We start from the raw sequence: 25,714 nt of genomic DNA on the forward strand, positions 1-25,714 counted from the left end.
ATCAACGTTAGCCCTCCAAACTATCAAGAATCCGTCGATAGCTGGCAAAGCGTGCTGGATGAATCTTGCCTGCCTCGACCGCTGCGAGTAAAGCGCAACCGGGCTCATTACGGTGACGACAATCACGGAAACGGCAGTAGCCAATATAGTCGTGAAACTCAATGAAACCGTCGGTGACTTCCTGCTCGTTGAGGTGCACCAAGCCAAACTCGCGAATACCCGGTGAGTCGATGACATCGCCATCGGCCACGTCAGCTCGGCTCATGGTATAGAGGCGTGCTGTGGTCGTTGTATGAGTACCCTTACGGGAGTCTTCCGAGAGCGCGCCAATACGCAGGTTTTCATCCGGTAGCAGCAGGTCGATTAGCGAGGATTTGCCCACGCCACTTTGACCAACGAAGACAGAAGTGCGCCCTTCAAGCTGGCTGCGCAGCTCATCCAGCCCGGTGTCTGTAGCAGTGGTAGTACGCACGACGGGATAGCCCAAATCGCGATAGCGCTCCAGCAGTTTACCGAGTTCGCCGCCATCTTCTGGTAGCAAGTCGGTTTTATTGAGTACCAATACTGGCGCAATGCCGGTAGCTTCGGCGGCGACCAAATAGCGGTCAATAAGGTTGGCGTGAGGTGCAGGCTCTACCGCAAACACGATCAACAGCTGATCAATATTGGCGGCCACCGGTTTGAGCAGGCCGCGAGCATCGGGGCGCTTCAGCACGCTGTCGCGCTCTTCCCTGGCCACCACCACGCCAGAGCCTTCTTGCCCGGCGCGCCATATCACGCGGTCGCCGGTAACCAGACCATCCAGGTTGGCGCGTAAGTGACAGCGCACCGGTTCATTATCGCTATTGCGCACCTCTAGGGTGCGTCCAAAGTGAGCAACGACGCGGCCCGGCTGTTCGGCGCCGTATTCGCCAGCGGCGAGTTTTTCAGCGTCTTGCACATCACGCTTTTCAGCACGCTGGGCACGTTCCGCCTGGACTTTCTCGACTCGCCACTGCTGCTGGCGACTTAATTTACGTTTGCTCATGACCACCTGATGATCGTTACAATAGACGTCATTGTACCTACCAAGTGGGCAAGCTGTCCTGTATAGCTGCTTGGTAGGCCTATTTAAGGCACACTGGCACGATATAAATGACCATTTAGGCAAAGGGATAACGGTAATGAGCAACGAAACGACGGATTCAGCGGCGCCACGCAATGATCTGCTGGTATGGATTGACCTAGAGATGACCGGTTTAGATCCAAATAAAGAGCGCATCATTGAAGTAGCCACACTCATTACTGATGCTGATCTGAATGTGGTAGCGGAAGGGCCGGTCATTGCGGTAAAACAGCCCGATAGCCTGCTGGCGCAGATGGACGATTGGAACCAGAAAACCCACGGCGAGTCGGGATTAGTCGCCCGGGTGAAAGCAAGCCAAGTGGAAACTGCCGAAGCTGAGCAGCAAACGCTGGCGTTTCTGCAGCAGTACGCAGTGGCCGGATCGTCACCCATGTGTGGCAACAGCATCCACCAGGATCGGCGTTTTCTTGAGCGTGAAATGCCTGCGCTGCTCAACTTTTTCCACTACCGCAATCTTGATGTGTCTACCATAAAAGAAGTGGCCAAACGCTGGAATCCAGGCGCCTTGGCGGGCTTTAGTAAACAGAATGTTCACCTGGCGATGGATGATATTAAAGAGTCGATTGCTGAACTGGCTCACTACCGTAATACGTTTTTGCGCGTTGAGCAGCGCAGCGACGAAGAAGAGTAAAGCGGTTAAGACATATCGGTGGCAATGCGCCTGCCGCGCTTGAGGTGCTGTTCCTCAAGCGCCCAGGCGACGTGTTCACGCACCAGTTCGCTTGGGTAGGCTCGGCGCGCCCATAGCGCGGCTTCCACGGCCTCGCTCCAAGGGGCGTTTCCTAGGCCTACGGCGATATTGCGCAGCCAGCGCTCGTAGCCAATGCGCCGAATAGGGCTGCCAGCGGTTTTATCCAGGAACTCCGCCTCGCCCCAAGCAAACAGGCTGATTAGCGTAGCGCGATCTAAATCATGGCGCGGCGCAAAGTCATCTTCCTGGGTCATGCGGGTAAAGCGGGTAAAAGGGCATACCAGTTGGCAATCGTCACAGCCGTAAATACGGTTGCCCATGGCGCGGCGAAACTCAACCGGTATGGCGCCGTGTAGTTCGATAGTGAGATACGAAATGCACTTGCGCGAGTCGACCACCTTATCGTCAACAATAGCGCCGGTGGGGCAGGCGGTGCGGCAAGCGCTGCAGCTGCCGCAGTGCTCTTGCTCAAATGGCGCATCAATAGGTAGGGGAAGATCAGTATAGAGTTCGCCCAGAAAAAACAGTGAGCCCGCTTTGGGGTTAAGCAGCATGGCATTTTTGCCGAACCAGCCAAGCCCGGCTTTTTGGGCCAGCGCGCGCTCCATTACCGGTGCTGAGTCGACAAACGCGCGGTAACCAAATTCGCCTACTTCTTGCTCAATCTTTTTTGCTAATTGGGCTAACCGTTTACGCATTAGCTTGTGATAATCGCGCCCTAGGGCGTAACGCGATACATAGGCGCGGTTGGGCTGGCCCAGTACCTTGGTGCTTTCCACTTCAGCGGGCAGATAATCCATGCGCACGCTGATAATGCGCTGAGTGCCGGGTTCAAGCTCTGCGGGGCGAGTGCGCTTGCTGCCATGCTTGGCCATAAAGCCCATCTCGCCGTGGTAGTCATTTTCCAGCCACGCGTCGAGATGGCTTTCATGGGCCGACAATTCAGTGTCAGTAATGCCGACTTGCTGAAAGCCCAGCTCTCGCCCCCAGGTTTTAATCAGGTCGGCAAGGCGAGCAAGTTTCTGGTCAGTCATTGCACTATCAGAACGTGCAAAGGCAGTGGAATTAGACATAGTCAATCAACAGCAAGGCATTAAGCGCGCTATGCTAACGCATCAGCAGCCATCAAAACATGTGAAAGGAGAGATCGTGACGATCCCGAATACTTCCATGCTACGCCCTCTATATAAAGCTGCCCAGGTGCGCGAGCTCGACCGGCGCACCATTGCCGGTGGTATCGATGGTTTTGCATTGATGCAGCGCGCCGCCTCAAGCGCTTGGCACAGCTTTCGTTCACGCTGGCCTCAGGCGCGCAGCTTAACCGTCATGTGTGGAAGTGGTAATAACGGGGGCGACGGCCATGTGCTGGCAGCGCTGGCCATGCAGTCTGGCCTCAAAGTACAGCGAGTGACGCTGAAGCCTCTTGAGGAGCTAAGCGGAGACGCAGCCCGCGCTGCACAATTGGCAACCTCCGCGGGCGTAGGTTGCGAAGAGTGGGAAGCCAACACTGTATTGACGGGCGAAGTCATTATTGATGCCTTGTTAGGTACCGGTTTGACGGGCGAGGTAGAGGGCAGGTTTCGGCGTGCCATCGAAATGATCAATGCTGCTCAGAGGCCGGTACTGGCAATTGATATTCCCTCGGGATTGGTTGCTGATACCGGCGCCGCGCCAGGGCTTGCCGTTAATGCTGCCTGCACGGTGACTTTTATCGGCGATAAGATCGGTTTGCATACTGGTGATGCACCCGCTTATACCGGTGAGATCGACTTTCGCCCGCTGGGTGTTAAAGCCCAGGCGTATTTTGATATTCCAGCCACCGCTTGGCGGCTGGATGATTCGCTCTTAGCGGATGCCTTTGCTCCCCGGCTGCGCACGAGCCATAAAGGGTCGATGGGGCATGTACTGGTGATGGGCGGCGCTCCCGGTTTTGGCGGTGCGGCGCTACTGGCCAGCCAGGCCGCTGCGCGGATGGGGGCGGGTAAGGTGAGCTTGGCGACGGCCCCTGAGCATATCACCGCGAGTTTGGTACGCTGCCCAGAAGTAATGGCTCACAGTGTGCGCGGTGGCGCTGAAGCGGCTGAGCTACCTGCGATGGCCGATGTGGTCGTGGTAGGTCCGGGGCTTGGTCAGGCGGCCTGGGGGCAGGCCGTGTTACAGAGTGCTCTGCAGTCAGACGCGCCGTTGGTAGTAGATGCTGATGGGCTGAATCTTTTAGCACGCCAGTGGCCAGATGTTCGGCGCGATAATTGGATATTAACGCCGCATCCTGGTGAAGCGGCGCGGCTATTGGGCTGTTCCGTGGCGGATATTCAGGCCGATCGACCCGCCGCTGCTCAGGCACTGCAGCGGGCACGTGGCGGCGTGGTGGTTTTGAAAGGCGCTGGTAGCTTGATTGCTGGCCCCACTGGTTTAGTGGTGTGCCCCTACGGGAATCCAGGCATGGCTAGCGGTGGCATGGGCGATGTGCTCAGTGGCATGCTGGGTGCATTGATGGCGCAGCGCGGAGATGTGGAGTTCAGTGCGTGGCTAGCCACGATGGTGCACGCGTTAGCGGCTGATCGAGCAGCACAACAAGAAGGCGAGCGTGGCCTGCTGGCGAGTGATCTGGCATCCTATGCGCGAATATTGATTAATCCGTGAAGGCAGCCCACATGCAGGTGCAATTAGACAACGAAGAGGCTCAGGTCGCGTTTGGCGAAGCGCTAGGGCTGGTATTACAAGGTCGTGGGTTGATCTACCTGGAAGGTGAGTTAGGCGCCGGTAAGACCACGTTAACACGGGGTGTTCTACGGGCTTACGGCCATCAAGGGGCGGTGAAAAGCCCCACCTATACGCTGATAGAGCCCTACGAACTGGGTTCTCAGCGCGTGTATCATTTAGATCTGTATCGTTTGTCAGATCCAGAAGAGCTTGAGTTTATCGGCGGTCGCGATGTATTAGCCGACGATGTGCTGTGTATTATTGAGTGGCCCAGCCGCGGGGAAGGGTGGTTGCCAACGCCCGACCTTCGCCTTGTTTTGACAGTCGCTGCTCAAGGCCGTTTGGCCTCTTTAACGGCTTGCAGTGATTTGGGCTCGCGTATACTGGCATTGCTACAGCGCCAGGTCCGTGAAGCAAGCCAAGTCGGTGAAACAAGTGAGATCCGTGAAGAAAGTAAGATAAGCGACGATCAGTTGGAGAATGGTGTGATTCAATGGAAATGAAGGCCGCGGCGGCTCGTGTATTGCGTTTATTAGCCGTTAGTTTTTTTGCCCTTGTGGCGGTTGATGTGCAAGCGTCGAGCGTAGAAAGCATGCGCTTGTGGGCGGCGCCTGATCATGCGCGTCTGGTATTTGACCTGTCTGCGGCCACCAACGCCAATGTGTTTTCGTTGCAGAATCCTGCGCGTTTAGTGATTGATTTAGACGATACGCAAATGGACACCGACCCGAGCACGTTGCCGCTGCATGACAGTGCCATTACCTCAGTGCGAACTGGTAAGCGGGAGGGCGGCGGTTTACGCGTAGTGCTTGAGCTTAATCGAGCTATAGAGCCGCGCCATTTTACCCTGACGCCTAATGATCAGTATGGGCATCGCTTGGTAGTTGATCTCGAGTATCCGGGTGAAAGTGCTGTTGAGAATCCCATTGACCCTATCGAGGCGATGATTCGTGAGCAGGAGATTCAGGCGCAGCGTGCCTCGACGCAAGCTCAACTGCCCGGCAGTGTAGAGCCACCCCGTAATGAAGCGCCGGCGGCCGTGCAGGAAGCCAAGCCGCATCCGCGTAGAGATATTATTATTGCGGTTGATGCTGGGCACGGTGGGGAAGACCCAGGCGCCATTGGGCCTTCAGGCACGCGTGAAAAAGATGTGGTGCTGGAAATCGCCCGCCGTTTAGCCTCGGAGGTTAACGGCACCGAAGGTTTTAAAGCCGTGCTGGTTCGTGATGGCGACTATTATCTGGGGCTTCGTCAACGTACCGCCTTGGCTCGTGAGCAAAAAGCCGACTTTTTTGTCTCGGTGCACGCCGACGCCTTTACTAGCCCTCGCCCTCAAGGCAGCTCGGTTTATGCGCTCTCTCAACGTGGTGCTACCTCGGAAACCGCCCAGTGGCTGGCGGATAGTGAAAACCGTTCCGACTTGATCGGCGGCGTCGATGGTAGCTTGTCGCTGCGAGACAAAGACCAGGTGCTGCGTGGCGTACTTTTAGATCTCACCATGACCGCGACGTTGAATGATTCGCTCTCTATCGGCGGGCAAGTGCTGGAACAATTAGGACGGGTGAATCGGTTGCATAAATCACGAGTGGAACAGGCCGGGTTTATGGTACTGAAGTCTCCTGATATTCCTTCGCTATTGATTGAGGTGGGCTTTATATCCAACCCTGACGAAGAGCGTCGCCTGCGCGATCCGGTTCATCAGGGAGGGCTTTCCCAGGCTATTTTCAGTGGCTTGCGCGAGCACTTCCAGCGTTACCCGCCGCCCGCCAGTTTGCTTGCCTGGCAGCGCGATAATCAACGTAGTCCTGCGGGTAATGAATACCGTATCCAGTCGGGCGATACCCTGTCGGCGATTGCTGTACGTCACGGTGTGCCGGTTAATCAATTGAAGCAGGCCAATGATATTAATGGTGATGTGATACGGGTTGGCCAAGTGTTACAAATTCCCCGTTCATGAAAAATCGTTCTTGAGGTGTCGTGTTGACTGAGATGACCGCAGCTGCGCCGCGAATTCATGTGCTCGACCCACGGTTGGCCAATCAGATTGCCGCTGGCGAGGTGGTTGAGCGCCCCTCGTCGGTGACAAAAGAGCTGATTGAAAACGCCATTGATGCGGGTAGCCAGCGCATTGAAGTAGAAATTGAGCAGGGCGGAACGCGGCTTATTAAGGTGCGTGATGATGGCATTGGTATCGGCGAAGAGGATTTGCCGCTAGCTCTGGCGCGTCATGCCACCAGTAAGATTGGCAGCCTCGAAGACCTGGAAGGCGTTAGCTCGTTAGGTTTCAGGGGGGAGGCGCTGGCCTCGATCAGCTCTGTTTCCCGGCTTGAACTGATCTCCAACGCTGAGGAAGACCCTCGTCATGGCTGGCGGGTGGTCGCGGAAGGGCGAGGAATGGATGCACGAGTGACGCCCGCACCGCACCCCCGGGGCACTAGCGTTGGCGTTCGCGATCTGTTTTTTAACACCCCCGCTCGACGCAAGTTTCTACGTACCGAAAAGACCGAATTCGCGCATGTTGAAGAGGCGTTTCGCCGCCAGGCGCTATCGCGCTACGACATCGCCTGGGTATTGCGCCACAACCAAAAAGTGATTCATCAACTTCCTCCTGGACACTCGGCGGCAGCTCGCGAGCGGCGAATTGCCTCGCTGCTAGGTAAAAACTTTATTGAGCACGCCCGCTATATCGAACGCGAAGCGGGTGGTTTGCGACTAAGTGGTTGGGTGGGGCTGCCGACTCACTCCCGCTCTCAGGCTGATCAACAATACTTTTTCGTTAATGGCCGAGTGGTGCGTGACCGCTTGGTGGCCCATGCGGTGCGTCAGGCGTATCGCGATGTGCTGTTTAACGGACGGCATCCGGTGTTTGTGCTCTATCTGGAGCTTGATCCGGATGTAGTGGACGTCAATGTTCACCCTACCAAGCATGAAGTCCGTTTTCGCGACGGCCGTATGGTGCACGATTTTCTGTACTCCAGCCTGCATCACTGCTTGGCGTCCTCTAAGCCTGCAGAAAGCGGTGACGAAAATAGCGACGAAGAGGCGAATGGTGTCGTTGCTTCTCAGCAGCTAGAGCGTGGTCAGCCGCCCCAGGTAGGTGCGGGGGTAGGTGAAAACGTCGAGCAGCCTCGCTGGCAGCAGCAGGGCATTGCGCTGACTCACTCTCCGGATCGCCATCCTGGTGCTGAGCGCGTACGCCGCTTTATGCAAGGCTATCAGGCGCTCCACCCCAATCACGAAGAGACACTGTTAACGCCGCAGGTTGGCGTGGCGAGTGAAGGCGAATACGAAGTGCGGGAAGCGCCGCTGGCGATGCCTGATAACGACCCCACAGTGGCGCCGCCGCTTGGGTTTGCGCTGGGGCAGCTGCACGGTATTTATATTCTGGCCCAGAACGATCAGGGTTTGGTGGTGGTGGATATGCATGCCGCCCATGAGCGAATTGTCTATGAGCGTATGAAAACACAGCTAGCGGCTGCTAAAGGATTAGATGCCCAGCCGCTGCTAGTGCCGGTTTCTATCGCCGCTAGTCGGGCAGAAGTGGCGACGGCTGAGAGTGAGCAAGCGGCTATCGCCAAGCTGGGCATTGAGCTGGATGTTGCCGGACCGGAAACGCTGCTGGTGCGCCAGTTGCCAGCGTTGCTCTCCCAGGCGGACCCTGAGGCTTTAGTGCGACAAATGCTAGAGGAGTTGGCGCGCTATGGGCGCACTCATCAGGTCGAAGCGCGGCTGCATGAGCTACTCTCTACCATGGCGTGCCATGGCAGCGTGCGTGCTAATCGGCGGCTTACGATCGAAGAAATGAACGCGCTGCTGCGCGACATGGAGCGCACTGAGCGCAGTGATCAGTGCAATCATGGCCGACCCACCTGGACGCAGATGGGTCTAAAAGCGCTTGATCGGCTGTTCTTAAGAGGCCAATAGCAGCACGATCGAAAATTTAATTTCTGATAAATATTGGAGCACTACCCGCGCATGGCTGATACGCGCCCTTGGGCAATTTTTTTGATGGGCCCGACAGCGGCCGGGAAAACCGATACCGCGATGGCGTTGCATGAGCGCTTAGGGCATGAACTGATCAGCGTTGATTCAGCTATGGTGTATCGCGGTATGGATATTGGTAGCGCCAAACCTAGTGCCGCTGAACTTGCTCGTGCACCCCATCACCTGATTGATATCCGCGACCCGGCTGAGCCCTATTCAGCGGCTGACTTCCGTGAAGATGCGATAAAACTGATGCGACAAATCAGCGCGGCGGGCCGGGTTCCTCTGTTGGTCGGCGGTACCATGCTTTATTACAAGCGGCTGATAGAGGGTGTGGCCAATTTGCCTTCTGCTGATCTGATCATTCGCCAACAACTTGAAACGCAATGGCAATATGAGGGACTGGAGTCGCTGCATAAACGGTTGGCCGAGGTGGATGCAGTTTCTGCTCAGCGTATCCATCCCAATGATCCTCAGCGCTTAATACGTGCGCTAGAAGTATATTATGCCAGCGGACGGCCAATGAGTGAGTTATGGGCGGAGCAACAGCCTGAAACCTTTCCATGGCGCGTGTTGTCGATAGCGTTGGCGCCTAGTGATCGTGCCCTTTTGCATCAACGTATCGCTAAGCGCTTTGAACTAATGATGGATGAGGGCTTGATAAATGAAGTCACTGCCCTCAAAAAGCGTAATGACTTACATTTAGGCCTACCGGCGATGAAGAGTGTTGGTTATCGTCAAGTGTGGGAGTACCTGGAAGGTGAGTATGATTACGCCACGCTTGTTGAGCGGGGCATAATCGCGACTCGCCAGCTCGCAAAGCGTCAGCTAACGTGGTTAAGAAGCTGGCCATCGCTTGAATGGGTAGATTCGCAGCGCCCTGACGCGCTTGATAAGGTGTTGAAACTCGTGCGTGAAAGCGGTGCTTAGCGTAAGATAGTTCTTCAAGATAGTAATTTAGTAAGCGTATGTTTTCGAATGGCCACTTGGCCTTTTCGGCAACATTAGGCCTTTCGGGCAAAAAGATTGCGGCGTAGCACTAGTAGGGCACGCCATTTGATAATTAACCCCAACGACAGTTTTAGGGAGAGCAACATGTCCAAAGGGCAGTCCCTTCAAGACCCGTACTTGAACATTCTGCGCAAAGAGCGCATTCCGGTCTCCATCTTTTTGGTCAACGGCATTAAGCTTCAGGGCCAGATCGAATCGTTTGACCAGTTTGTTATCTTGTTGCGCAATACCGTCAGTCAGATGGTTTATAAACACGCTATTTCTACGGTGGTTCCGTCTCGTAACGTACGCTTGCCTGCGCAAGACCCGGCAGAGCAAGACGCGGAGATTTAACACCGCTGGATAAGCAAGAGATTCCACGAGGTATTGATTGTTTTTCGAACGCCCAGACGCCGGTGAAACGGCAGTTCTTGTTCATGTCGATTTCCATGATGAGCAAAAACGTGAAGACCCGGGTGAGTTTCTAGAGCTCGTGCGCTCTGCGGGTGCAGAGCCTGCGACTCTACTCACTGCCAGCCGCCACCGGCCTGACTCACGCACATTTATTGGGTCAGGAAAGCTGGAAGAGTTGCGGGCACTGCTCGCGGCTCACGCGGCAGAATTGGTGATCTTCAACCACAGCTTAAGTCCCTCTCAAGAGCGCAATGTTGAGCAAGAGCTCAAGTGCCGAGTGCTTGACCGTACCGGTCTTATTCTCGATATTTTTGCGCAGCGGGCAAGAACGCATGAAGGTAAGCTGCAAGTAGAGCTTGCTCAACTTGAATATATGTCGACTCGCCTAGTGCGCGGGTGGACGCACCTTGAGCGCCAAAAAGGCGGGATTGGCCTGCGCGGCCCGGGTGAAACTCAGCTTGAAACTGACCGACGCCTGCTGCGTGGACGGATTAAATCGATTCACAAGCGGCTGGATAAAGTGCGTAGCCAGCGCGACCAGAATCGTCGCGCCCGTGCTCGCGCTGAAATCCACAGTGTATCGCTGGTGGGCTATACCAACGCGGGTAAATCGACGTTATTCAACGCGTTAACTAACTCTGATGTTTACGCCGCTGATCAGCTGTTTGCCACACTAGACCCAACGCTGCGGCGGCTTGAAATTGAAGACGTCGGGCCTGTGGTAATGGCGGACACCGTCGGGTTTATCCGTCATTTACCGCACAAGCTGGTCGAGGCGTTTCAAGCGACGCTTCAAGAGGCTTCAGAAGCGTCGTTGCTGGTACACGTGATTGATGCAGCAGATCCTGACCGCGAATTAAATGTGGAGCAGGTGGAGCTAGTGCTAAAAGAGATTGGTGCAGATGACGTGCCAGTGCTCAAAGTCATGAATAAAATTGATAAGCTCGACAGCGCGCCGCGTATTGAACGTGATGGTCATGGTGTGCCAGAGGTGGTTTGGCTCTCAGCGCAGCAGGGCCAGGGGCTAGAATTGCTTCATGAAGCGCTAACTGAACGCTTAGCAAACGATGTAATTGGCTTCTCGCTGACACTTAATCCTGAGCAAGGTAAGCTGCGTGCTGGTCTTCACGAACTGAATGCAGTTCGTGAGGAAGCTTTTGATGAGCAGGGGCATTCGGTGCTGGATGTGCGCTTGCCGCGGCGCGATTTTAATCAGTTGATGGCTCAGTTAGGCGAGCGTGCCAATACTTATTTACCGGTAGCGTTACGTGAATCCGATGAGTGGTAGGCTGCTTATTACGAATCTTAAAGCGCTGCTTGTATTCTGCTTTGTATAAAAATGGTACAAGGTTTATAGAGCAATAATATCAAAACGCGATGCTATCGTTTAAAACGTTGGCATTTGCGTTAGCGAATACCTTAGTGGAGACGAAGTATGGCCTGGAATGAGCCTGGTGGTGGCAACCAGCACGACCCTTGGAGTAGTGGCGGCCGACGCGGTGGAAATGATAATGATGGAAACCGTGGCAGTAATAATGGCGGCAACAACGGCAATAAAGGAGGCAACAACCAAGGTCCTCCTGATCTGGATGAAGCGCTGAAAAAATTTCAGGATAAGCTCAACAGTATGCTGGGTGGCGGTAAAAAAGGCGGCAGCAAAAAAAGCGATGGTGGTGGCGGTGGCGGTAAAAGCCGTAACCCTTTCGCTTTGCCTGGCTTACTGATTATTGTTGCGCTGGCGATTTGGGCTGCGATGGGCTTTTACTTAGTCGATCAATCCGAGCGTGGTGTTGTGCTTCGTTTTGGCGAGTTCCAGGGCATTGTAGAACCCGGCCTGCAGTGGAATCCGCCGTTGATTGATGATGTGCGGATGGTGAATGTGACGCGCGTGCGGTCATTGACTCAAACGCAGTCCATGCTGACCCGCGACGAAAACATCGTTGAAGTGGAAATTTCAGCACAGTACCAAGTCGCTAATCCCCGTGATTTCGTTCTAAACGTACGTGATCCCGCTATCTCTATTGAGAATGCGTTGGACTCGGCGCTGCGTCACGTGGTTGGCGGTACTGATATGATCGATATCCTGACCTCGGGTCGTGAGATTCTGGGTAGCTCTGTTTCTAGTCGTCTCCAGTCCTATCTCGATAACTATGGTGCTGGTATTCGTTTACAAACCATCAACATTGAGTCGACGTCTGCGCCTGCGCCGGTCATTGATGCCTTTGATGATGTTATCCGTGCCCGTGAAGATCGCCAGCGTACGATCAACGAAGGTATGGCTTACGCCAATGCGATTATCCCGGCTGCCCAGGGTCAGGCCCAGCGTGTGGTTGAACAGGGCCAGGGTTACCGTGAGTCGGTGGTTGCTGAAGCACAGGGTCAAGCCAACCGCTTTAACTCGCTACTCTCCGAGTACGGTAATGCGCCGGATATCATGCGCGAGCGTATGTATCTAGACACTATGGAAGATGTGTTTAGTAATTCGCCGAAAGTGCTGCTGGATGTGAGCGAAAACGCCCCCTTAATGTATCTCCCGCTCGATCAAATGCGCGGCGGTACTAGTGGCAATCGCAGCAATTCATCGTCTGGCAATAGCGAGAATAGCAGTGATGAGCAGTTGGACGCGGATGTGCTTGAGCGGCTACGCAGTACCCAGAGTAGCTCATCAACGAATACCAATAGTAGTAACTCCATCCGCAGGGAGGGCCGGTAAATGATTAATAATCGATCCCTGCTGATTGTTGGTGGTCTGGCTGCCGTGGCGTGGCTGGCGAGCAACACTCTGTACGTGGTAGACGAAACTGAACGCGCCGTTAAGCTTCGTTTTGGTGAAGTCATCGAAGAGAATATTCAGCCTGGTTTGCACGCAAAAGTGCCGATCGCGCAAACGATTCGTAAGTTTGATACGCGTTTGCTGACGCTGGATACCGATACTAGCCGTTATCTGACGCTTGAGCAGAAAGCGGTAATCGTTGACTCCTACGTTAAGTGGCAAGTTATTAACCCAACGCGCTACTACGAGGCGACCGCTGGCGATGAGTTGATGGCTATTCGCCTGATTCAACCGCGCGTGGATGAAAGCCTGCGTAATGAATTTGGTCGTTTGAATCTTCAGGAAATCATCGCTGAACGACGTGATGACCTGATGACCGGCCCCACCGCCGAGCTCGATGAGCTAATGCGTGAAGAGCTAGGTGTGGCTATCCGCGATATTCGTATTAAGCGGATCGACCTGCCTGAAGACGTCTCGGCAGCTGTTTTTGACCGTATGCGCTCCGAGCGTGAGCGTGAAGCTCGCGAGTGGCGTGCTCAAGGTCAGGAAGAGGCTGAGCGTATTCGGGCCAACGCAGATCGTCGCCGCCAGGTGTTGCTTGCTCAAGCCAATGAGCGCTCCGAAACACTGCGTGGTGAAGGTGATGCCCAGGCTGCTGCGATCTTCTCTGAGGCGTATGGCCAGAATCAGGAGTTCTTCTCCTTCTGGCGCAGCCTAGAAGCTTATCGCGAAAGCTTTGCTGACGATGGCAATCTGATGGTGCTGGAGCCGAATAGCGATTTCTTCCGCTATTTGCGTAACCCAGAGCCGGAAGGTAGCGACAGCGAGTAAGTCGCTTTTGGCCGGTGCACCTCGTCTCGTCATTCCTAGGGCTTGGCGGGGTTTATCCGGCCAATAAACGTGATAGAATTTATCAACCGGGCGTCGCCCGGTTTTTTTGTGGCCCTCATTTAACGCTGGCGTCGGCAATCATATTGCTTCGTTACTGCTTGAGTTTGTTGGGCCTTCATCGTCTTGCAGGATTGTTCACATGACCATCGCTGACCGCTGGCTACTGCCCGACGGCATGGATGAGGTGCTTCCGCCTCAGGCAAGCCGCATGGAAGAGCTGCGCCGCGCGCTGCTCGATCTTTACCATTGCTGGGGCTATGACCAAGTAATGCCGCCGCCGGTGGAGTTTCTGGACTCCTTGTTAACAGGTACGGGTACAGATCTCGATCTGCAGACCTTTAAGCTGACCGACCAGCTCACTGGCCGCATGATGGGGGCCTCCGCTGATGTAACGCCGCAAGTGGCGCGTATGGATGCGCATTCGCTAAAGCGGCAGGGGCCAGTGCGCCTTTGTTATTGCACCAACGTATTGCGTGCAAAGGCGGATCAGCACCAAGGCGGGCGTAGCCCGGTGCAGGTAGGCGCTGAACTGTTTGGCCATGCTGGGCTTGAGGCTGACAGTGAAATTATTCACTTGGCGCTGGCCAGTATGAAAGCGGCTGGCGCTCAGGAGATCCACCTGGCGCTTGGGCACATCGGTATTTACCGCAGCCTAGTTGAAGCAGCAGCGCTCAGTGATGAGCAGGAAAGCGCGCTATTTGAAGCGCTGGCGCTAAAATCACCTACGCAATTAGCACAGCTTGTAGACGCTAGTGTTAGTGACCCGGCATTAGCGGATATGCTGTTGGCGCTTGGTGAGCTGCATGGCGGAGCGGATATTTTAAGCCAGGCGCGCGAGCGTTTTGCGGGCGCTCCTGCCTCAGTCACGGCGGCATTGGATCAGTTGGATGCGCTCTATCAAGGCGTATTGGCGCGCTTTGATGTGTCGCTCTACTTTGACTTGGCTGAGTTGCGTGGCTATCAATACCATACCGGTATGATGTTTGCCGCCTACGTGCCGGGCTATGGGCATGCGCTTGCTAAAGGCGGGCGTTATGACGATACAGGGCGTGCCTTTGGTCGTGCTCGCCCCGCTACCGGTTTCTCGATGGATCTTAAACAACTGGCGTCGTTGGCGCTGGCTGCCCCGAGTCGGGGTAGTATTTGGGCACCCGCCCAGCAAGATGAGTCGCTCAACGCTGCCATTGTTGCACTGCGTGAGCAAGGGGAACGCGTGATTCAAGCGCTGCCTGGGCAGCGTACTGGGCCGGCGGAGCATGAATGTGACCGCCGTCTTGAGCTTATCAATGGTCGTTGGCAGCCAACGGCCCTGACACAAGAGACGAGTGCATCATAATGGGTAAGAATGTCGTAGTGCTGGGCACCCAATGGGGTGACGAGGGCAAAGGTAAGATTGTTGACCTGTTGACTGAATCAGCATCAGCCGTGGTGCGTTTCCAAGGTGGTCACAATGCTGGCCACACGCTGGTCATCGACGGTGAAAAAACCGTTCTTCACCTGATCCCTTCCGGCGTTTTGCGTCCAGGTAAAACCTGCGTGATTGGTAATGGCGTGGTGCTTTCACCTGAAGCGCTGATCAAAGAGATCCGTGAGCTGGAAGCCAAAGGCGTACCGGTACGTGAGCGCCTGCGTCTTTCGCCCGCTTGTCCGCTGATCCTGCCTTACCATGTACGCCTGGATCAGGCCCGTGAAAAGGCCCGTGGTATCGCTAAAATTGGCACCACCGGCCGTGGCATTGGTCCCGCCTACGAAGATAAAGTGGCACGCCGTGGCTTGCGCTTAGGCGATATGCTTCATCGCGAGCGCTTTGCTTCCAAGCTGGGTGAAGTGCTCGACTACCATAACTTCGTGTTGGTGAATTACCACGGCGAGCCGGCAGTCGACTTCCAGGAAGTGCTGGATACCGCGATGCAGATGGCGGAAGAGCTTCGCCCAATGGTCTGCGACACCGTCAGCATGGTGCACGACCTGCGTAAAGCCGGTGAGAACATCCTATTTGAAGGTGCTCAAGGCTCGCTGCTGGATATCGACCATGGTACTTACCCTTACGTCACCAGCTCGAACACCACTGCAGGCGGCACCGCCACTGGCTCTGGCGTCGGTCCGCTCTATTTGGATTACGTGCTGGGTATTACCAAGGCATATACCACTCGCGTGGGTTCAGGCCCATTCCCCACTGAGCTATTTGACGTTGATGGCCGCCACCTCGCCGAGCGTGGCCATGAGTTTGGTGCCACTACTGGCCGTGCACGACGCTGCGGTTGGTTTGACGCCGTAGCACTGCGTCACGCGGTGCAGATCAACTCGGTCTCTGGCATCTGCTTGACCAAGCTGGATGTACTGGATGGACTGGAAAATATCCGCGTCTGCGTTGGCTATCGCAGTAAAGATGGCGACGTGCTGGATAATCCTGTGGATTCGGAAGGCTATGAAGCTGTCGAACCGCTTTATCAGGATTTACCAGGCTGGAAAGAGTCCACGTTGGGCGCTAAACGGGTCGAAGATTTGCCTGCCAATGCCCGCGCCTACATCAGCTTCCTCGAAGAGCAGGTGGGTACGAGTATTGACATCATTTCTACTGGTCCAGACCGTATGGAAACCATCGTGCTGCGTAACCCGTTCGATAGTTAATAACGGTTCAAGCTGGCTATTGATGAGCAGATGAGCAAAAGGGGCAACGGAGTTGCCCCTTTTCTGTATGTATCAGCTTATATTTAAAAGTCGATGCCACGGCGCGCTTGTAAGCCGTTATTGAAGGCATGACGAACTTCCTGCATTTCGGTCGCCGTATCGGCCATGGCGACTAGCTCGCGATGGGCATTTCTTCCCGTAATAATCACCGTCTGTTCCGTTGGGCGTTTCTCCAGCGCTTGTTTAACGGTTTCAATATCCAAGTAACCAAACTTGAGCATATAGGTAATCTCATCAAGCACCACCAGATAGATCTCTGGGTCCGCTAACATACGCTCGGCGTCTTTCCATACTGCGTGGCACGCCTCTGTGTCCGCTTGGCGATTCTGGGTGTCCCAGGTAAAGCCGGTGGCCATTATCGCTACCTCAAGATTGGTATCTTCCTCCAATCGGTTACGTTCGCCGCACTCCCAGAGACCTTTAATAAACTGCACCACGCCAACTTTATAGCCATAACCCAAGGCACGGGTGACCGTCCCCCAGGCTGCGGTGGTTTTGCCTTTGCCGTTACCGGTGTTAACAATGATTAGGCCGCGCTGTTCGTCGGCACTGGCGACCTTCTCATCTACGCGTGTTTTCAACTTCTGCATGGAGGCTTTATGGCGGGTCTCGCGGTCACTCATGATGTCTCCTGGGGGTAACGTTTTTTAAGATGGCAAGAAGGTTATCGCGCTAGCCTAAGTCATCTAACAGGGGTTGAACATCTTTTTGAAGGGCTTGAAGGATAACTTTTGTATAGATTTAGGTGAGTGATAATCAAGTTTTGGTTCAATAAAGCATGCTTCAACACCGAAAAGAACAAGAGATAAACAACAGAATTGGCCCCTAGGGGGCTGGCTGCTCTAGAATAGGTGGTCATGTCTTGTCAGGAATTACATCATGCCTTCATTTGATATTGTCTCAGAGTTCGATAAGCACGAAGGTGCTAACGCCGTTGATCAAGCTAACCGAGAAGTGCAGTCGCGTTTTGATTTTAAAGGCGTCGACGCCAGCTTCACTTTGGAAGGCGATAAAGTGCAGCTAGAGGCTGAAGTTGATTTTCAGCTTAAGCAAATGCTCGATGTGCTGCGAGCCCGTCTTATCGCCCGTGGTATCGATGCCCGCTGTATGGACGTTCAAGACCCGGTGCTCTCTGGTGTCAAAGCGCGCCAGGAAGTCGCTTTAAAGGAAGGGCTCGATGCCGCGGAAGCCAAAGATGTGGTTAAGCGCATCAAAGCTAGCAAGCTCAAAGTACAGGCACAAATTCAGGGTGAGAAGGTGCGTGTAACGGGTAAAAAGCGCGACGATTTACAGTCTGTTATGACACTGCTGCGGGGCGAAGAGGGGCCGGATTTGCCGCTCCAGTTTGATAACTTCCGCGATTAGCAGGGCAGCGCCACTTGCCGCCGTCACCCGTGTTAACTATATAAATATTCGTTTTATACAGGAGTCACGCACTATGTCTGATCCGCAGCCGGTTTATTTAAGCGACTACCAGCCACCCGCTTACCGGGTAACTCATACCGAGCTGACGTTTGATCTTGACCCCGCCGCGACCCGTGTGAAAGCGCGACTGTTGATGGAGCGACATGCGAAGGCTGACGCGAATGCGCCGCTGGTATTAAACGGCGAGCATTTAAAGCTCATCTCCTTGTCAATTGATGCAACGCCGCTGAATGAATCCGCGTATCAAGTAGATGCAGAGACCCTAAGTATTGCCAGTGTTCCAGAGCGGTTTGTGTTGGAGAGTGAGGTAGAGATCGCACCGCAAGAGAACACGGCGTTAGAGGGGCTTTATCAGTCCAACGGCATGTACTGCACTCAGTGCGAAGCCGAGGGTTTTCGACGTATTACCTTTTACCCCGACCGCCCCGATGTCATGGCGACCTTCAAGGTCACGGTGATCGGTGATCAGCAGCGTGAACCTGTATTACTGGCTAACGGTAACCCGTTAGAGCGCGGCGAGCTGGAAGGCGGTCGTCATTTCGTCACCTGGGAAGATCCGCATCCTAAGCCCTGTTACCTATTCGCTCTAGTGGCAGGCAACCTGCATCGAGTAGAAGACCACTTCACCACCATGAGCGGGCGCGAGGTCACGCTGCAAATTTGGGTGGAGCAAGAGAACCTGGATAAAACTGAACATGCTATGGCCTCGTTGAAACGGGCCATGGAGTGGGATGAGCAGGCATATGGTCGTGAGTACGACCTGGATCTATTTATGATCGTGGCCGTCAATGACTTCAATATGGGGGCGATGGAGAATAAAGGGCTTAATATCTTTAACTCCGCCGCGGTGCTGACGCATCCCCATACCGCTACCGATGCCGCCTTTCAAAATGTTGAAGGCATCGTTGCCCACGAATACTTTCATAACTGGTCAGGCAACCGTGTCACCTGTCGTGACTGGTTCCAGCTTTCGCTGAAAGAGGGCTTTACGGTCTTCCGTGATCAGTGCTTCTCGGCGGATACCAATTCTGCACCGGTTAAGCGCATCCAGGATGTCTCCTTTTTCCGCACGGCACAGTTTGCCGAAGATGCTGGTCCTACTGCACATCCGATTCGTCCCGACCACTTTATTGAAATTACCAACTTCTACACCCTGACTATTTATGAGAAAGGGGCAGAAGTCGTACGCATGCTGCGTAATTTAGTGGGAGAAGAGAATTTCCGTCGCGGCTCAGATCTTTACTTTGAGCGATTCGATGGCCAAGCGGTGACTATTGAAGCCTTTGTAGGCTGCATGGCGGAAACCTCCGGCGAAGAGTTAAGCCAGTTTATGCGTTGGTACTCCCAGGCAGGTACGCCGGATATTGATGCTCACGGCGAGTATGACTATGTGCATGGTGAATATCATTTAACGTTGCGTCAGCGCACGCCCGCGACACCAGGCCAGCCCGATAAACTGCCGCTGCATATTCCCGTACGTATGGGGTTAGTCGGTACAAAATCAGGTCAAGACTTAACGTTAACCCTCAATGGCGAAAAAATAGGCAAAGATGCCGTTATTCACCTACGTGATGATGAGCAGACATTTGTCTTTACTGATGTTGCTGAAGCGCCGGTGCCGTCTTTACTACGTGAATTTTCAGCGCCCGTTAAGTTGCACTTCCCCTATTCACGAGAAGATCTGGCCTTTTTGTTGACCCACGACAGCGATGGCTTCAACCGCTGGGATGCTGGCCAGCGCTTGGCGCTCTTGGCGTTGGATGACTTAATTGCTGCCCACCGTAACAGTGTCGAGAAGGTGATGGACAGCCGTGTTGTTGATGCCTTTAAAACACTTCTGAACGGCCCAATGAGCGATAAGGCGGTATTAGCTGAAATGCTGACGCTTCCTTCAGAAGCGTATATAGCGGAGCAGCAGCCTATTGTGGACGTCGACGCCATACACGCGGCACGTGAATTTGTGCGCCAATCGCTGGCGTTAGCCCTACGCGAAGAGTTTATGGCGGTCTATGAGGCCAATGTGACAGAGGAGCCCTACGCACCGACGCCTGAGCAAATTGCCCAGCGTAGTCTGAAAAATGTGGCGCTCTCCTATCTCATGTCGATCGAAGATGAGCAAGGTTTGGCACTATGTGAAGCGCAATTTTCCTCTGATCATAATATGACCGATGTTCGTCAAGCGCTGACGTTACTGGTACACAGCGATCGCGATGATTTGGCCTCACCAGCATTGAAATCATTTGGCGAAAAATGGGCGCATGATCCGTTAGTGATGGATCAGTGGTTCACCATTCAAGTCTCACGCCCGCAGGAAGATGTGATTGAACGCGTGAAGTACCTGATGCAACATCCCGCTTTTTCACTTAAAAATCCCAACAAAGTGCGTGCCCTCATTGGGGCGTTTGCCCAGAACCGAGTCAATTTCCACCGCTTAGATGGTCAGGGCTACCAGCTGTTGGCCGATGTGGTGATTGAACTCAACCGGCTTAATCCAGAAATTGCCGCGCGGCTTATCACGCCGCTAACGCGCTGGCAGCGTTTTGATGAAACCCGCCAAGCATTAATGCGGTCTCAGTTAGAGCGTATTAAGCAAGAGCCGCTATCTTCTAATGTATATGAGGTGGTCGAAAAAGCACTGGCATAATGGGCAAAAGCAGTTAACCAAGGAAAGGAACAACAACGGTGACAGATTCGCAGCAACACTATTTACTTATTATTAATGGTAAATCTGCCGGTAACCCGGCATTGCGTGAAGCAGTCAATGAACAACGCCAAGCAGGGATGCAAATTACTGTTCGAGCTACCTGGGAAGGGGGCGACGCTGCTGATATTGCTGAGCTATCTGACGCCATGGGTATTACGCATGTGATTGCCTGCGGTGGCGATGGCACGGTTAGTGAAGTCATGAACGGGCTGATGCGTTTGCCCCATGATCGTCGGCCGGCATTAGGTATCGTGCCATTAGGCAGTGCCAATGATTTTGCCACTTCAGTTGGCTTGCCATTAGAGCCAGGTCCTGCTTTAGCCGCCGCAAGAGCGCTAAGTGCCTACCCCATTGACGTTGTGCGTGTGACGGCTGGTGCGGGTGGTGAGTCCGCAACCAGCTACTATATCAATATGACGACCGGGGGATTTGGCGCTGAAATTACCTCATCAACGCCGAAAACCCTAAAGCGACTATTGGGGGGCGGCGCGTATTCATTGATGGGCGCGCTCAAAGCATGGCGACATCGTAGCTATCGCGGCACGCTGCATTGGGATGAAAAAGAGGAGAGTGCATCGCTACTATTGCTAGCACTAGGCAATGGCCGCCAATCAGGTGGAGGGCAGGTGCTGGGGCCACGGGCCAAGCTTGATGATGGTCGTCTGGATGTGCTTCTGGTCAAGGACTTTCGTTCGGTGACAGAACTGAGCAAGCTGATTAGCGAGCTGCAAAATTTTCCCTCTGAGGGGCGATTTGTGCGCTATTTCACCACGACTCAACTAACGCTGACGACACAGGCGGGTGATCCGCCCTGGCCATTAACGCTGGATGGTGAGGCACGCTGTTATGACCATTTTTGTGCCGAAGTAGTGCCTCTAGCGTTGCGTGTGCTGTTACCAGAGGAGTGCCCCTTACTCTCTTCCAGCAACCGGCCTTAACTGGTTTGACTCAGATTTTAAACGTTATAAAGGAGAAGTATCTAATGGCAAATCGCGTGTGGATACCTGTAGTTGCCGCAATGGCTCTACTGCTGAGTGCCTGCGGTGACTCCCAGGAAGATCCCACCGTAACACCAGATGATAACTCTGAGGTGACGGATGATGAAGCAGTGCGCGAAGAGGAGTCCCCAGCAGCGGCTGAAAACGCGGCAGAAATGTCTAGCCCCGAAGAAGTAGAGGATGACATTGAGGCACAGCAAGCCGCTGAAGAGCTTGAGCAAGCGGAAGCTCTACGTGAAGGTAGTGACAGCCAAAACGGTGATAACTCTGCTGCCGATGCTGCGATGGTAGAGGCCGAAGAAGATACGCTGGCAGCCGACCCTGACGATGTGCTCGATGAAGAAAGTGCAATGCCAGGTGAGGCAACCCGTTCCGACGTAGACGAAATGATTGCCGAAACTGAACGCCGTTTTGAAGAAGCGGAAAAGCGTCTTGAAGAGCAGTTTCAAGAGGTAGAACAGCAGGCGCCCACGTTAGAGCCGATGGAAAATGAAGATTTCTCGTCTAGCTGGGACGAAGACAGCAGCTTGCCAGAGCGAACGCCGTTGGAAGATAACCGTGAAGCTACCGACGTTGAGGCTTTGATTGAGGATACAGAGCGTCGCTTTGAAGAAGCGCAGCAGCGTCTTGATGAGCAGTTTCAGGAACTGGAGAGCCGAGAGGCCGAGACGGGCCCAGCGATCGAGTCAGACGCGAGTGATAGTGATATAGGCGCTAATGAGATGGATGAGCTTGATACCAGTGAAGATAGCCAATCAGCTAATCGTAATCGTGCGGAATAAACAGTTGCGGCTAAGCTGAGCCTTAAAAATCAGCCATAAAAAAGGCCCGCATTAGCGGGCCTTTGTCCATCCGGTAGCAATTAAGCTGGGCGGATGTTGGAAGCCTGAAGGCCTTTTTTACCCTGAGTCACTTCAAAGCTGACTTTTTGACCGTCTTGCAGGGTCTTGAAGCCTTCAGCTTGAATTTCGGAGAAGTGGGCGAACAGATCGTCTCCGCCGTCATCAGGAGAGATGAAGCCGAAGCCTTTAGTATCGTTGAACCACTTAACTGTGCCAGTTGCCATTTTCTATTTCCTTAACGTGCTTAATATTCAAACGGGCAACTCAATTGTCCACCCGCTACAATTACTCTAGATGCAAACGCGGCTGTCGTCCAGCCACATACCTAAGATTTTTTATTTCTTTGCGAGCAAGCACAAATGATGCAGTTGGGTTTTGTTGATGCGCAGTTTATTTCCTTTCTGGTGGCGATCACGCTGCTCACGATTAGCCCTGGCGTCGACACGCTGCTAGTCATCCGTAACACGGCTCGCGGAGGCATTCGCGATGGTGTGACTACCAGTGTAGCTATCTGCTGTGGGCTGTTTATTCATGCCACCATCTCTGCGTTAGGCATCTCGCTTATTCTGCTGCAATCGGCCTGGGCATTTCATATGCTGAAGCTGGTAGGGGCGGGGTACTTGATTTGGCTGGGGGTCACCAGTTTATTGGCAGCGCGGCGAGGGCAGCCGCTGCCTGTTAATGGGGTATTAAAAGACACGCCTGCTGTTTCTCGCTGGCAACCAGTCAAAGAGGGCTTTTTGTCTAATGTGTTGAACCCCAAAACGGTGGTCTTCTATATGGCATTTTTGCCTCAGTTTATCGCCCCAGGCGATCCTGCTTTGTTGAAATCCCTATGGCTGGCAGGCGTACATTTCATTATTGCCAATATTTGGCAGATCAGTGTGGTAATGATGGTGGGGAGTGCCGGTAAGTGGCTCGCCAATGCGCGTTTTGCGCAAACCTTGAACGCCGCCACGGGAACCGTGTTGGTTATCTTTGGTATCCGGCTGGCACTCACTCAGCGCCCGGTTTAGACCGGGCGCCAAGGCTAGTGGGTAGCAAGTCTAACGACGGGCGAGCAGCGCTCGGTCGTAGCGCACTTGCTGTTCGTTATCGCTAAGCAGTGAAACACCTTCGCTATTGCCACCGTTGGCGAGACTTTCAAAAATGACTCGATAGCTAAGCACTGCTTGCACATAGTCGCGGGTTTCGCGGAAGGGGATGCTTTCCACAAATAGGTCAAACGCCTCCACGCCATCACCTAGCCATTGATCAACGCGACCAGGGCCAGCGTTATAAGCCGCAGCGGCTGCTAAGCGATTGCCCTGGTAGCGTTGCAGCTTGTCACGCAAGTAGGTGCTTCCCAAGCGGATATTTAGCTCTGGCTCCAGCACGCCGTAGGGGCCAGGATCACTAATGCCCAACTCGCGGCTGACTTGGCTAGCAGTGCCTGGCATTAGTTGCATTAAGCCTCGCGCGCCTGCAGGCGAAAGGGCGTTTGGATTGTAAGCACTTTCGCGGCGGGTAATGGCCATCAGTAGGTAGGGATCAACGCCGGTGAGCCGGCCCCAATGCTGAAAGCTATCGTGGTAGGCCTGGGGAAAACGCCAATCCAATGCGTCCCACATCTCGGCGGCAATGGTGGTTTGCACTAGGCGTGCGTGCCACTGCTGCTTGGCGGCATAATCGGCTAATGCGCGTGCCTGCTGTGGAGTGCCACTTTGCACCGCGTGTAACCACTCACTATTGGCAAGCCCATCTTCACCAATGCGAAGTAATGCCTCGGTGCGCTGAACGGCAGGTAGTTGCGCTATACGCTGCCGCGACGCGTCGTCAAAATGATTGCGTTCCATATTTAACTGATAGGGCTGTCCGAGTTTTTCGGCGGCTGCAAAGCCGTAAAAACTGCGATCTGTCGCCGCGTGTTGGTAACGTTCCTGGGCGGCTGTATGGTTGCCAAGCTGGGCGTTGGCACGGCCCAGCCAGTACTGCCAGCGACTGTTTTCCTGTTGGTCTACCGGCATTTCGGCAACCCAGTGAAGCACCCCGTTCCAGTCACGATTAGCCAATGCATGGCGGACACGCAGTTCTAAGACACGCTCGCTATCAAGGGTTGGTAGCACGCTGTCGACCCAGCTAAGTGTACCCGGCACATCGCGAACCAAAGCGTAAAAAGCCAGCTCTTCCTCAATGGCTGCACGGTCGCTGGGCAGCAGGTTTAGGCGTGGTGATAGCGCTTGCCAAGCAGCAAACGCTGCGGGGGTATCTTCTCGTGTAAATCGCTGCATGGCCGCCTGATAAAAGCTAGCGGTAGCCGCACACTCCGGGCCTAGGCACGAAGGTGCCTGAGTGATTGCGTGACTGCTGGTGGTGATACTGTCGATGGTATCCAGCGCGGTTTGCCACTGACCATTTAATAGCCCGCCCAGATAATTTGAAAGGCGCGTTTCTCCGGCTTGCCAAGCCAACATTTTGCGTTCCCAGATGGCCGCGGCATCAATAGTGCCGTTAGCGCGCAGGCGGTTAAACAATGGATCGCAAGCCTCAGGCTGTGAACTGCCCGTACGCCACAGTTTAAGGCCTGCTTCGCTGGCCTGCTGGGGCTGAGTAGCCAGTAGCGCCGTGTAGTAATAGCATTGCCGCGCTGTACCTGCTGGCTCGCCATCAGCGACCGCTAGTAAGTCGTTGTAACGTCCTGCATGGCCATACTTAGCAATCGCTTGGCCACGCATCCAGACCGCTAGTGGTGAATCAGCATACTGGTTGATAAAACCTTGCACGCTGTCAGGCGATAGATGGGGCAGTTGCCCCCTCAGCCGGTGATATTCCACATAGCCTTTTAAGGGATGGCTTTCTATTGAGCGGCTATCAACCTGCTCCCACTGTTGCTCTCTTGCGGCAGCGAGGGCATCGCGTAACTCACTGTCTGAGGCGGCCCACGAAAACGCGGGTAGCCCCACCAGCAGGGTTGTGCATAGTGCGCGAGCGGTATGGCGAAATGGTGAAGCCAACATGGTGCTCTCTCTCTATCAATTTAACTCTGTTTAAGCTCGGTGGAGGTAGTCCACAGGTATTATCGAGCAACCGCTATACTGAACGAATGTAAATAACCATGATCTGACTGCCCAGATACTAGGAGGATTTAATTACGATGGCCCCATTATCCACTTGGTGGTTCCTACGTCGACTCAAATCCCGCGTTTGGGCGGCAAAACGTATTGTGCGTGCGCTAAAACTGTTTGTACCAATGTCACGTGACGTGATCCGTGGTGATTTTCGCCCCATCCCCTGGTCGGCATTTGGCATGATGGCCTTAGCCTTGGGTTACTTGGTACTGCCGTTTGATCTGATACCCGATTTTCTCATGCTGATCGGTGTGGTGGACGATGTGCTGATTGTCGGCTGGTTGCTCAACCGGATCGACCAGCGCTTAGAAGGTTATCGTGCTTGGAAATACGGTGACCCCGACCTAACGCCTACTTAACCTCTGTTGTTTCTTA

Annotated in this window: 23 protein-coding genes; 18 read left to right on the forward strand and 5 right to left on the reverse strand. The window is 54.2% G+C overall.

Annotation, left to right across the window (positions count from 1 at the left end):
- Positions 1-7: 7 nt before the first annotated feature.
- Positions 8-1,027, reverse strand: coding sequence for a small ribosomal subunit biogenesis GTPase RsgA (gene rsgA, locus Q3Y66_RS07105; RefSeq protein ID WP_008958611.1), 1,020 nt, complete (start codon positions 1,025-1,027; stop codon positions 8-10).
- A 136-nt stretch (positions 1,028-1,163) separates the two neighbouring features.
- On the opposite strand from rsgA, the gene orn reads away from it, so the two are divergent.
- Positions 1,164-1,757, forward strand: a complete 594-nt coding sequence (gene orn, locus Q3Y66_RS07110; protein WP_008958612.1) for an oligoribonuclease — start codon at positions 1,164-1,166, stop codon at positions 1,755-1,757.
- 5 nt (positions 1,758-1,762) lie between these two features.
- Here the strand turns inward: orn and queG are convergent, their stop codons facing one another.
- Positions 1,763-2,890 carry a tRNA epoxyqueuosine(34) reductase QueG gene (gene queG / locus Q3Y66_RS07115; RefSeq protein WP_238528556.1) on the reverse strand — a complete coding sequence of 376 codons (1,128 nt, stop codon included), beginning with the start codon at positions 2,888-2,890 and terminating at the stop codon, positions 1,763-1,765.
- 97 nt (positions 2,891-2,987) lie between these two features.
- On the opposite strand from queG, the gene Q3Y66_RS07120 reads away from it, so the two are divergent.
- The 11 genes from Q3Y66_RS07120 to Q3Y66_RS07170 all read left to right on the forward strand — a co-directional run bounded on the left by Q3Y66_RS07120 (position 2,988) and on the right by Q3Y66_RS07170 (position 16,203).
- The gene (locus Q3Y66_RS07120; RefSeq protein ID WP_035587051.1) at positions 2,988-4,460 is read left to right on the forward strand and encodes an NAD(P)H-hydrate dehydratase; all 1,473 of its coding nucleotides are present in this window, start codon (positions 2,988-2,990) and stop codon (positions 4,458-4,460) included.
- An 11-nt stretch (positions 4,461-4,471) separates the two neighbouring features.
- Positions 4,472-5,023: a tRNA (adenosine(37)-N6)-threonylcarbamoyltransferase complex ATPase subunit type 1 TsaE gene (gene tsaE / locus Q3Y66_RS07125; RefSeq protein ID WP_008958615.1), complete on the forward strand. Its 552-nt coding sequence runs from the start codon at positions 4,472-4,474 to the stop codon at positions 5,021-5,023.
- Positions 5,014-6,477: an N-acetylmuramoyl-L-alanine amidase gene (locus Q3Y66_RS07130; protein WP_008958616.1), complete on the forward strand. Its 1,464-nt coding sequence runs from the start codon at positions 5,014-5,016 to the stop codon at positions 6,475-6,477. The genes tsaE and Q3Y66_RS07130 overlap by 10 nt, the downstream gene beginning before the upstream one ends.
- A gap of 32 nt (positions 6,478-6,509) precedes the next feature.
- Complete coding sequence (gene mutL / locus Q3Y66_RS07135; RefSeq protein WP_008958617.1) at positions 6,510-8,444, forward strand: DNA mismatch repair endonuclease MutL; 1,935 nt, start codon at positions 6,510-6,512, stop codon at positions 8,442-8,444.
- A gap of 51 nt (positions 8,445-8,495) precedes the next feature.
- Positions 8,496-9,434: a tRNA (adenosine(37)-N6)-dimethylallyltransferase MiaA gene (gene miaA, locus Q3Y66_RS07140; RefSeq protein ID WP_035587053.1), complete on the forward strand. Its 939-nt coding sequence runs from the start codon at positions 8,496-8,498 to the stop codon at positions 9,432-9,434.
- A 165-nt stretch (positions 9,435-9,599) separates the two neighbouring features.
- Positions 9,600-9,848, forward strand: coding sequence for an RNA chaperone Hfq (gene hfq, locus Q3Y66_RS07145; RefSeq protein ID WP_007114649.1), 249 nt, complete (start codon positions 9,600-9,602; stop codon positions 9,846-9,848).
- 37 nt (positions 9,849-9,885) lie between these two features.
- A complete protein-coding gene (gene hflX / locus Q3Y66_RS07150; RefSeq protein WP_008958619.1) occupies positions 9,886-11,196 on the forward strand; it encodes a ribosome rescue GTPase HflX in 1,311 nt (436 codons plus the stop codon).
- Between the two features lie 147 nt (positions 11,197-11,343).
- Positions 11,344-12,621, forward strand: coding sequence for an FtsH protease activity modulator HflK (gene hflK, locus Q3Y66_RS07155; protein WP_008958620.1), 1,278 nt, complete (start codon positions 11,344-11,346; stop codon positions 12,619-12,621).
- On the forward strand, positions 12,622-13,512 hold the full coding sequence (hflC, locus tag Q3Y66_RS07160) for a protease modulator HflC (RefSeq protein WP_008958621.1): 891 nt from the start codon (positions 12,622-12,624) through the stop codon (positions 13,510-13,512).
- A 199-nt stretch (positions 13,513-13,711) separates the two neighbouring features.
- The gene (locus Q3Y66_RS07165) at positions 13,712-14,908 is read left to right on the forward strand and encodes an ATP phosphoribosyltransferase regulatory subunit (protein WP_008958622.1); all 1,197 of its coding nucleotides are present in this window, start codon (positions 13,712-13,714) and stop codon (positions 14,906-14,908) included.
- Positions 14,908-16,203, forward strand: a complete 1,296-nt coding sequence (locus Q3Y66_RS07170) for an adenylosuccinate synthase (protein ID WP_008958623.1) — start codon at positions 14,908-14,910, stop codon at positions 16,201-16,203. Before Q3Y66_RS07165 ends, Q3Y66_RS07170 begins: the two co-directional genes overlap by 1 nt.
- Positions 16,204-16,286: 83 nt before the next feature.
- Here the strand turns inward: Q3Y66_RS07170 and cobO are convergent, their stop codons facing one another.
- Positions 16,287-16,886, reverse strand: coding sequence for a cob(I)yrinic acid a,c-diamide adenosyltransferase (gene cobO / locus Q3Y66_RS07175; RefSeq protein ID WP_008958624.1), 600 nt, complete (start codon positions 16,884-16,886; stop codon positions 16,287-16,289).
- A gap of 256 nt (positions 16,887-17,142) precedes the next feature.
- Here cobO and Q3Y66_RS07180 point away from each other — a divergent pair, with 256 nt between their 5' ends.
- The 4 genes from Q3Y66_RS07180 to Q3Y66_RS07195 all read left to right on the forward strand — a co-directional run bounded on the left by Q3Y66_RS07180 (position 17,143) and on the right by Q3Y66_RS07195 (position 22,172).
- Complete coding sequence (locus tag Q3Y66_RS07180; protein WP_008958625.1) at positions 17,143-17,628, forward strand: YajQ family cyclic di-GMP-binding protein; 486 nt, start codon at positions 17,143-17,145, stop codon at positions 17,626-17,628.
- 73 nt (positions 17,629-17,701) lie between these two features.
- The gene (gene pepN / locus Q3Y66_RS07185) at positions 17,702-20,332 is read left to right on the forward strand and encodes an aminopeptidase N (RefSeq protein ID WP_008958626.1); all 2,631 of its coding nucleotides are present in this window, start codon (positions 17,702-17,704) and stop codon (positions 20,330-20,332) included.
- Between the two features lie 38 nt (positions 20,333-20,370).
- Positions 20,371-21,330 carry a lipid kinase YegS gene (gene yegS, locus Q3Y66_RS07190; RefSeq protein ID WP_008958627.1) on the forward strand — a complete coding sequence of 320 codons (960 nt, stop codon included), beginning with the start codon at positions 20,371-20,373 and terminating at the stop codon, positions 21,328-21,330.
- Between the two features lie 44 nt (positions 21,331-21,374).
- On the forward strand, positions 21,375-22,172 hold the full coding sequence (locus Q3Y66_RS07195; RefSeq protein ID WP_008958628.1) for a hypothetical protein: 798 nt from the start codon (positions 21,375-21,377) through the stop codon (positions 22,170-22,172).
- Between the two features lie 80 nt (positions 22,173-22,252).
- Here Q3Y66_RS07195 and Q3Y66_RS07200 read toward each other — a convergent pair whose 3' ends face one another.
- Positions 22,253-22,456: a cold-shock protein gene (locus tag Q3Y66_RS07200; RefSeq protein WP_007114660.1), complete on the reverse strand. Its 204-nt coding sequence runs from the start codon at positions 22,454-22,456 to the stop codon at positions 22,253-22,255.
- A 135-nt stretch (positions 22,457-22,591) separates the two neighbouring features.
- Between Q3Y66_RS07200 and Q3Y66_RS07205 the strand changes: the two genes are divergently transcribed.
- Positions 22,592-23,248: a LysE family translocator gene (locus Q3Y66_RS07205; RefSeq protein ID WP_008958629.1), complete on the forward strand. Its 657-nt coding sequence runs from the start codon at positions 22,592-22,594 to the stop codon at positions 23,246-23,248.
- A gap of 30 nt (positions 23,249-23,278) precedes the next feature.
- Here Q3Y66_RS07205 and Q3Y66_RS07210 read toward each other — a convergent pair whose 3' ends face one another.
- Positions 23,279-25,228 carry a transglycosylase SLT domain-containing protein gene (locus tag Q3Y66_RS07210; protein WP_008958630.1) on the reverse strand — a complete coding sequence of 650 codons (1,950 nt, stop codon included), beginning with the start codon at positions 25,226-25,228 and terminating at the stop codon, positions 23,279-23,281.
- Between the two features lie 137 nt (positions 25,229-25,365).
- Between Q3Y66_RS07210 and Q3Y66_RS07215 the strand changes: the two genes are divergently transcribed.
- On the forward strand, positions 25,366-25,698 hold the full coding sequence (locus Q3Y66_RS07215; RefSeq protein WP_008958631.1) for a YkvA family protein: 333 nt from the start codon (positions 25,366-25,368) through the stop codon (positions 25,696-25,698).
- The last annotated feature ends 16 nt before the right edge of the window (positions 25,699-25,714 follow it).

Origin of the sequence: Halomonas sp. HAL1, assembly GCF_030544485.1 — a bacterium.
In the GTDB taxonomy this organism is placed as follows: Bacteria; Pseudomonadota; Gammaproteobacteria; order Pseudomonadales; family Halomonadaceae; genus Vreelandella; species Vreelandella arctica.

Coding starts and splice junctions, on each gene's coding strand:
- Q3Y66_RS07130 (WP_008958616.1), top strand. CDS start 5,014: ATGGAAATGAAGGCCGCGGCGGCTCGTGTATTGCGTTTATTAGCCGTT.
- orn (WP_008958612.1), top strand. CDS start 1,164: ATGAGCAACGAAACGACGGATTCAGCGGCGCCACGCAATGATCTGCTG.
- hfq (WP_007114649.1), top strand. CDS start 9,600: ATGTCCAAAGGGCAGTCCCTTCAAGACCCGTACTTGAACATTCTGCGC.
- cobO (WP_008958624.1), bottom strand. CDS start 16,886: ATGAGTGACCGCGAGACCCGCCATAAAGCCTCCATGCAGAAGTTGAAA.
- rsgA (WP_008958611.1), bottom strand. CDS start 1,027: ATGAGCAAACGTAAATTAAGTCGCCAGCAGCAGTGGCGAGTCGAGAAA.
- Q3Y66_RS07120 (WP_035587051.1), top strand. CDS start 2,988: ATGCTACGCCCTCTATATAAAGCTGCCCAGGTGCGCGAGCTCGACCGG.
- mutL (WP_008958617.1), top strand. CDS start 6,510: ATGACCGCAGCTGCGCCGCGAATTCATGTGCTCGACCCACGGTTGGCC.
- Q3Y66_RS07210 (WP_008958630.1), bottom strand. CDS start 25,228: ATGTTGGCTTCACCATTTCGCCATACCGCTCGCGCACTATGCACAACC.
- tsaE (WP_008958615.1), top strand. CDS start 4,472: ATGCAGGTGCAATTAGACAACGAAGAGGCTCAGGTCGCGTTTGGCGAA.
- Q3Y66_RS07205 (WP_008958629.1), top strand. CDS start 22,592: ATGATGCAGTTGGGTTTTGTTGATGCGCAGTTTATTTCCTTTCTGGTG.
- Q3Y66_RS07200 (WP_007114660.1), bottom strand. CDS start 22,456: ATGGCAACTGGCACAGTTAAGTGGTTCAACGATACTAAAGGCTTCGGC.
- pepN (WP_008958626.1), top strand. CDS start 17,702: ATGTCTGATCCGCAGCCGGTTTATTTAAGCGACTACCAGCCACCCGCT.
- Q3Y66_RS07215 (WP_008958631.1), top strand. CDS start 25,366: ATGGCCCCATTATCCACTTGGTGGTTCCTACGTCGACTCAAATCCCGC.
- hflK (WP_008958620.1), top strand. CDS start 11,344: ATGGCCTGGAATGAGCCTGGTGGTGGCAACCAGCACGACCCTTGGAGT.
- Q3Y66_RS07180 (WP_008958625.1), top strand. CDS start 17,143: ATGCCTTCATTTGATATTGTCTCAGAGTTCGATAAGCACGAAGGTGCT.
- Q3Y66_RS07195 (WP_008958628.1), top strand. CDS start 21,375: ATGGCAAATCGCGTGTGGATACCTGTAGTTGCCGCAATGGCTCTACTG.
- Q3Y66_RS07165 (WP_008958622.1), top strand. CDS start 13,712: ATGACCATCGCTGACCGCTGGCTACTGCCCGACGGCATGGATGAGGTG.
- Q3Y66_RS07170 (WP_008958623.1), top strand. CDS start 14,908: ATGGGTAAGAATGTCGTAGTGCTGGGCACCCAATGGGGTGACGAGGGC.
- queG (WP_238528556.1), bottom strand. CDS start 2,890: ATGTCTAATTCCACTGCCTTTGCACGTTCTGATAGTGCAATGACTGAC.
- miaA (WP_035587053.1), top strand. CDS start 8,496: ATGGCTGATACGCGCCCTTGGGCAATTTTTTTGATGGGCCCGACAGCG.
- hflC (WP_008958621.1), top strand. CDS start 12,622: ATGATTAATAATCGATCCCTGCTGATTGTTGGTGGTCTGGCTGCCGTG.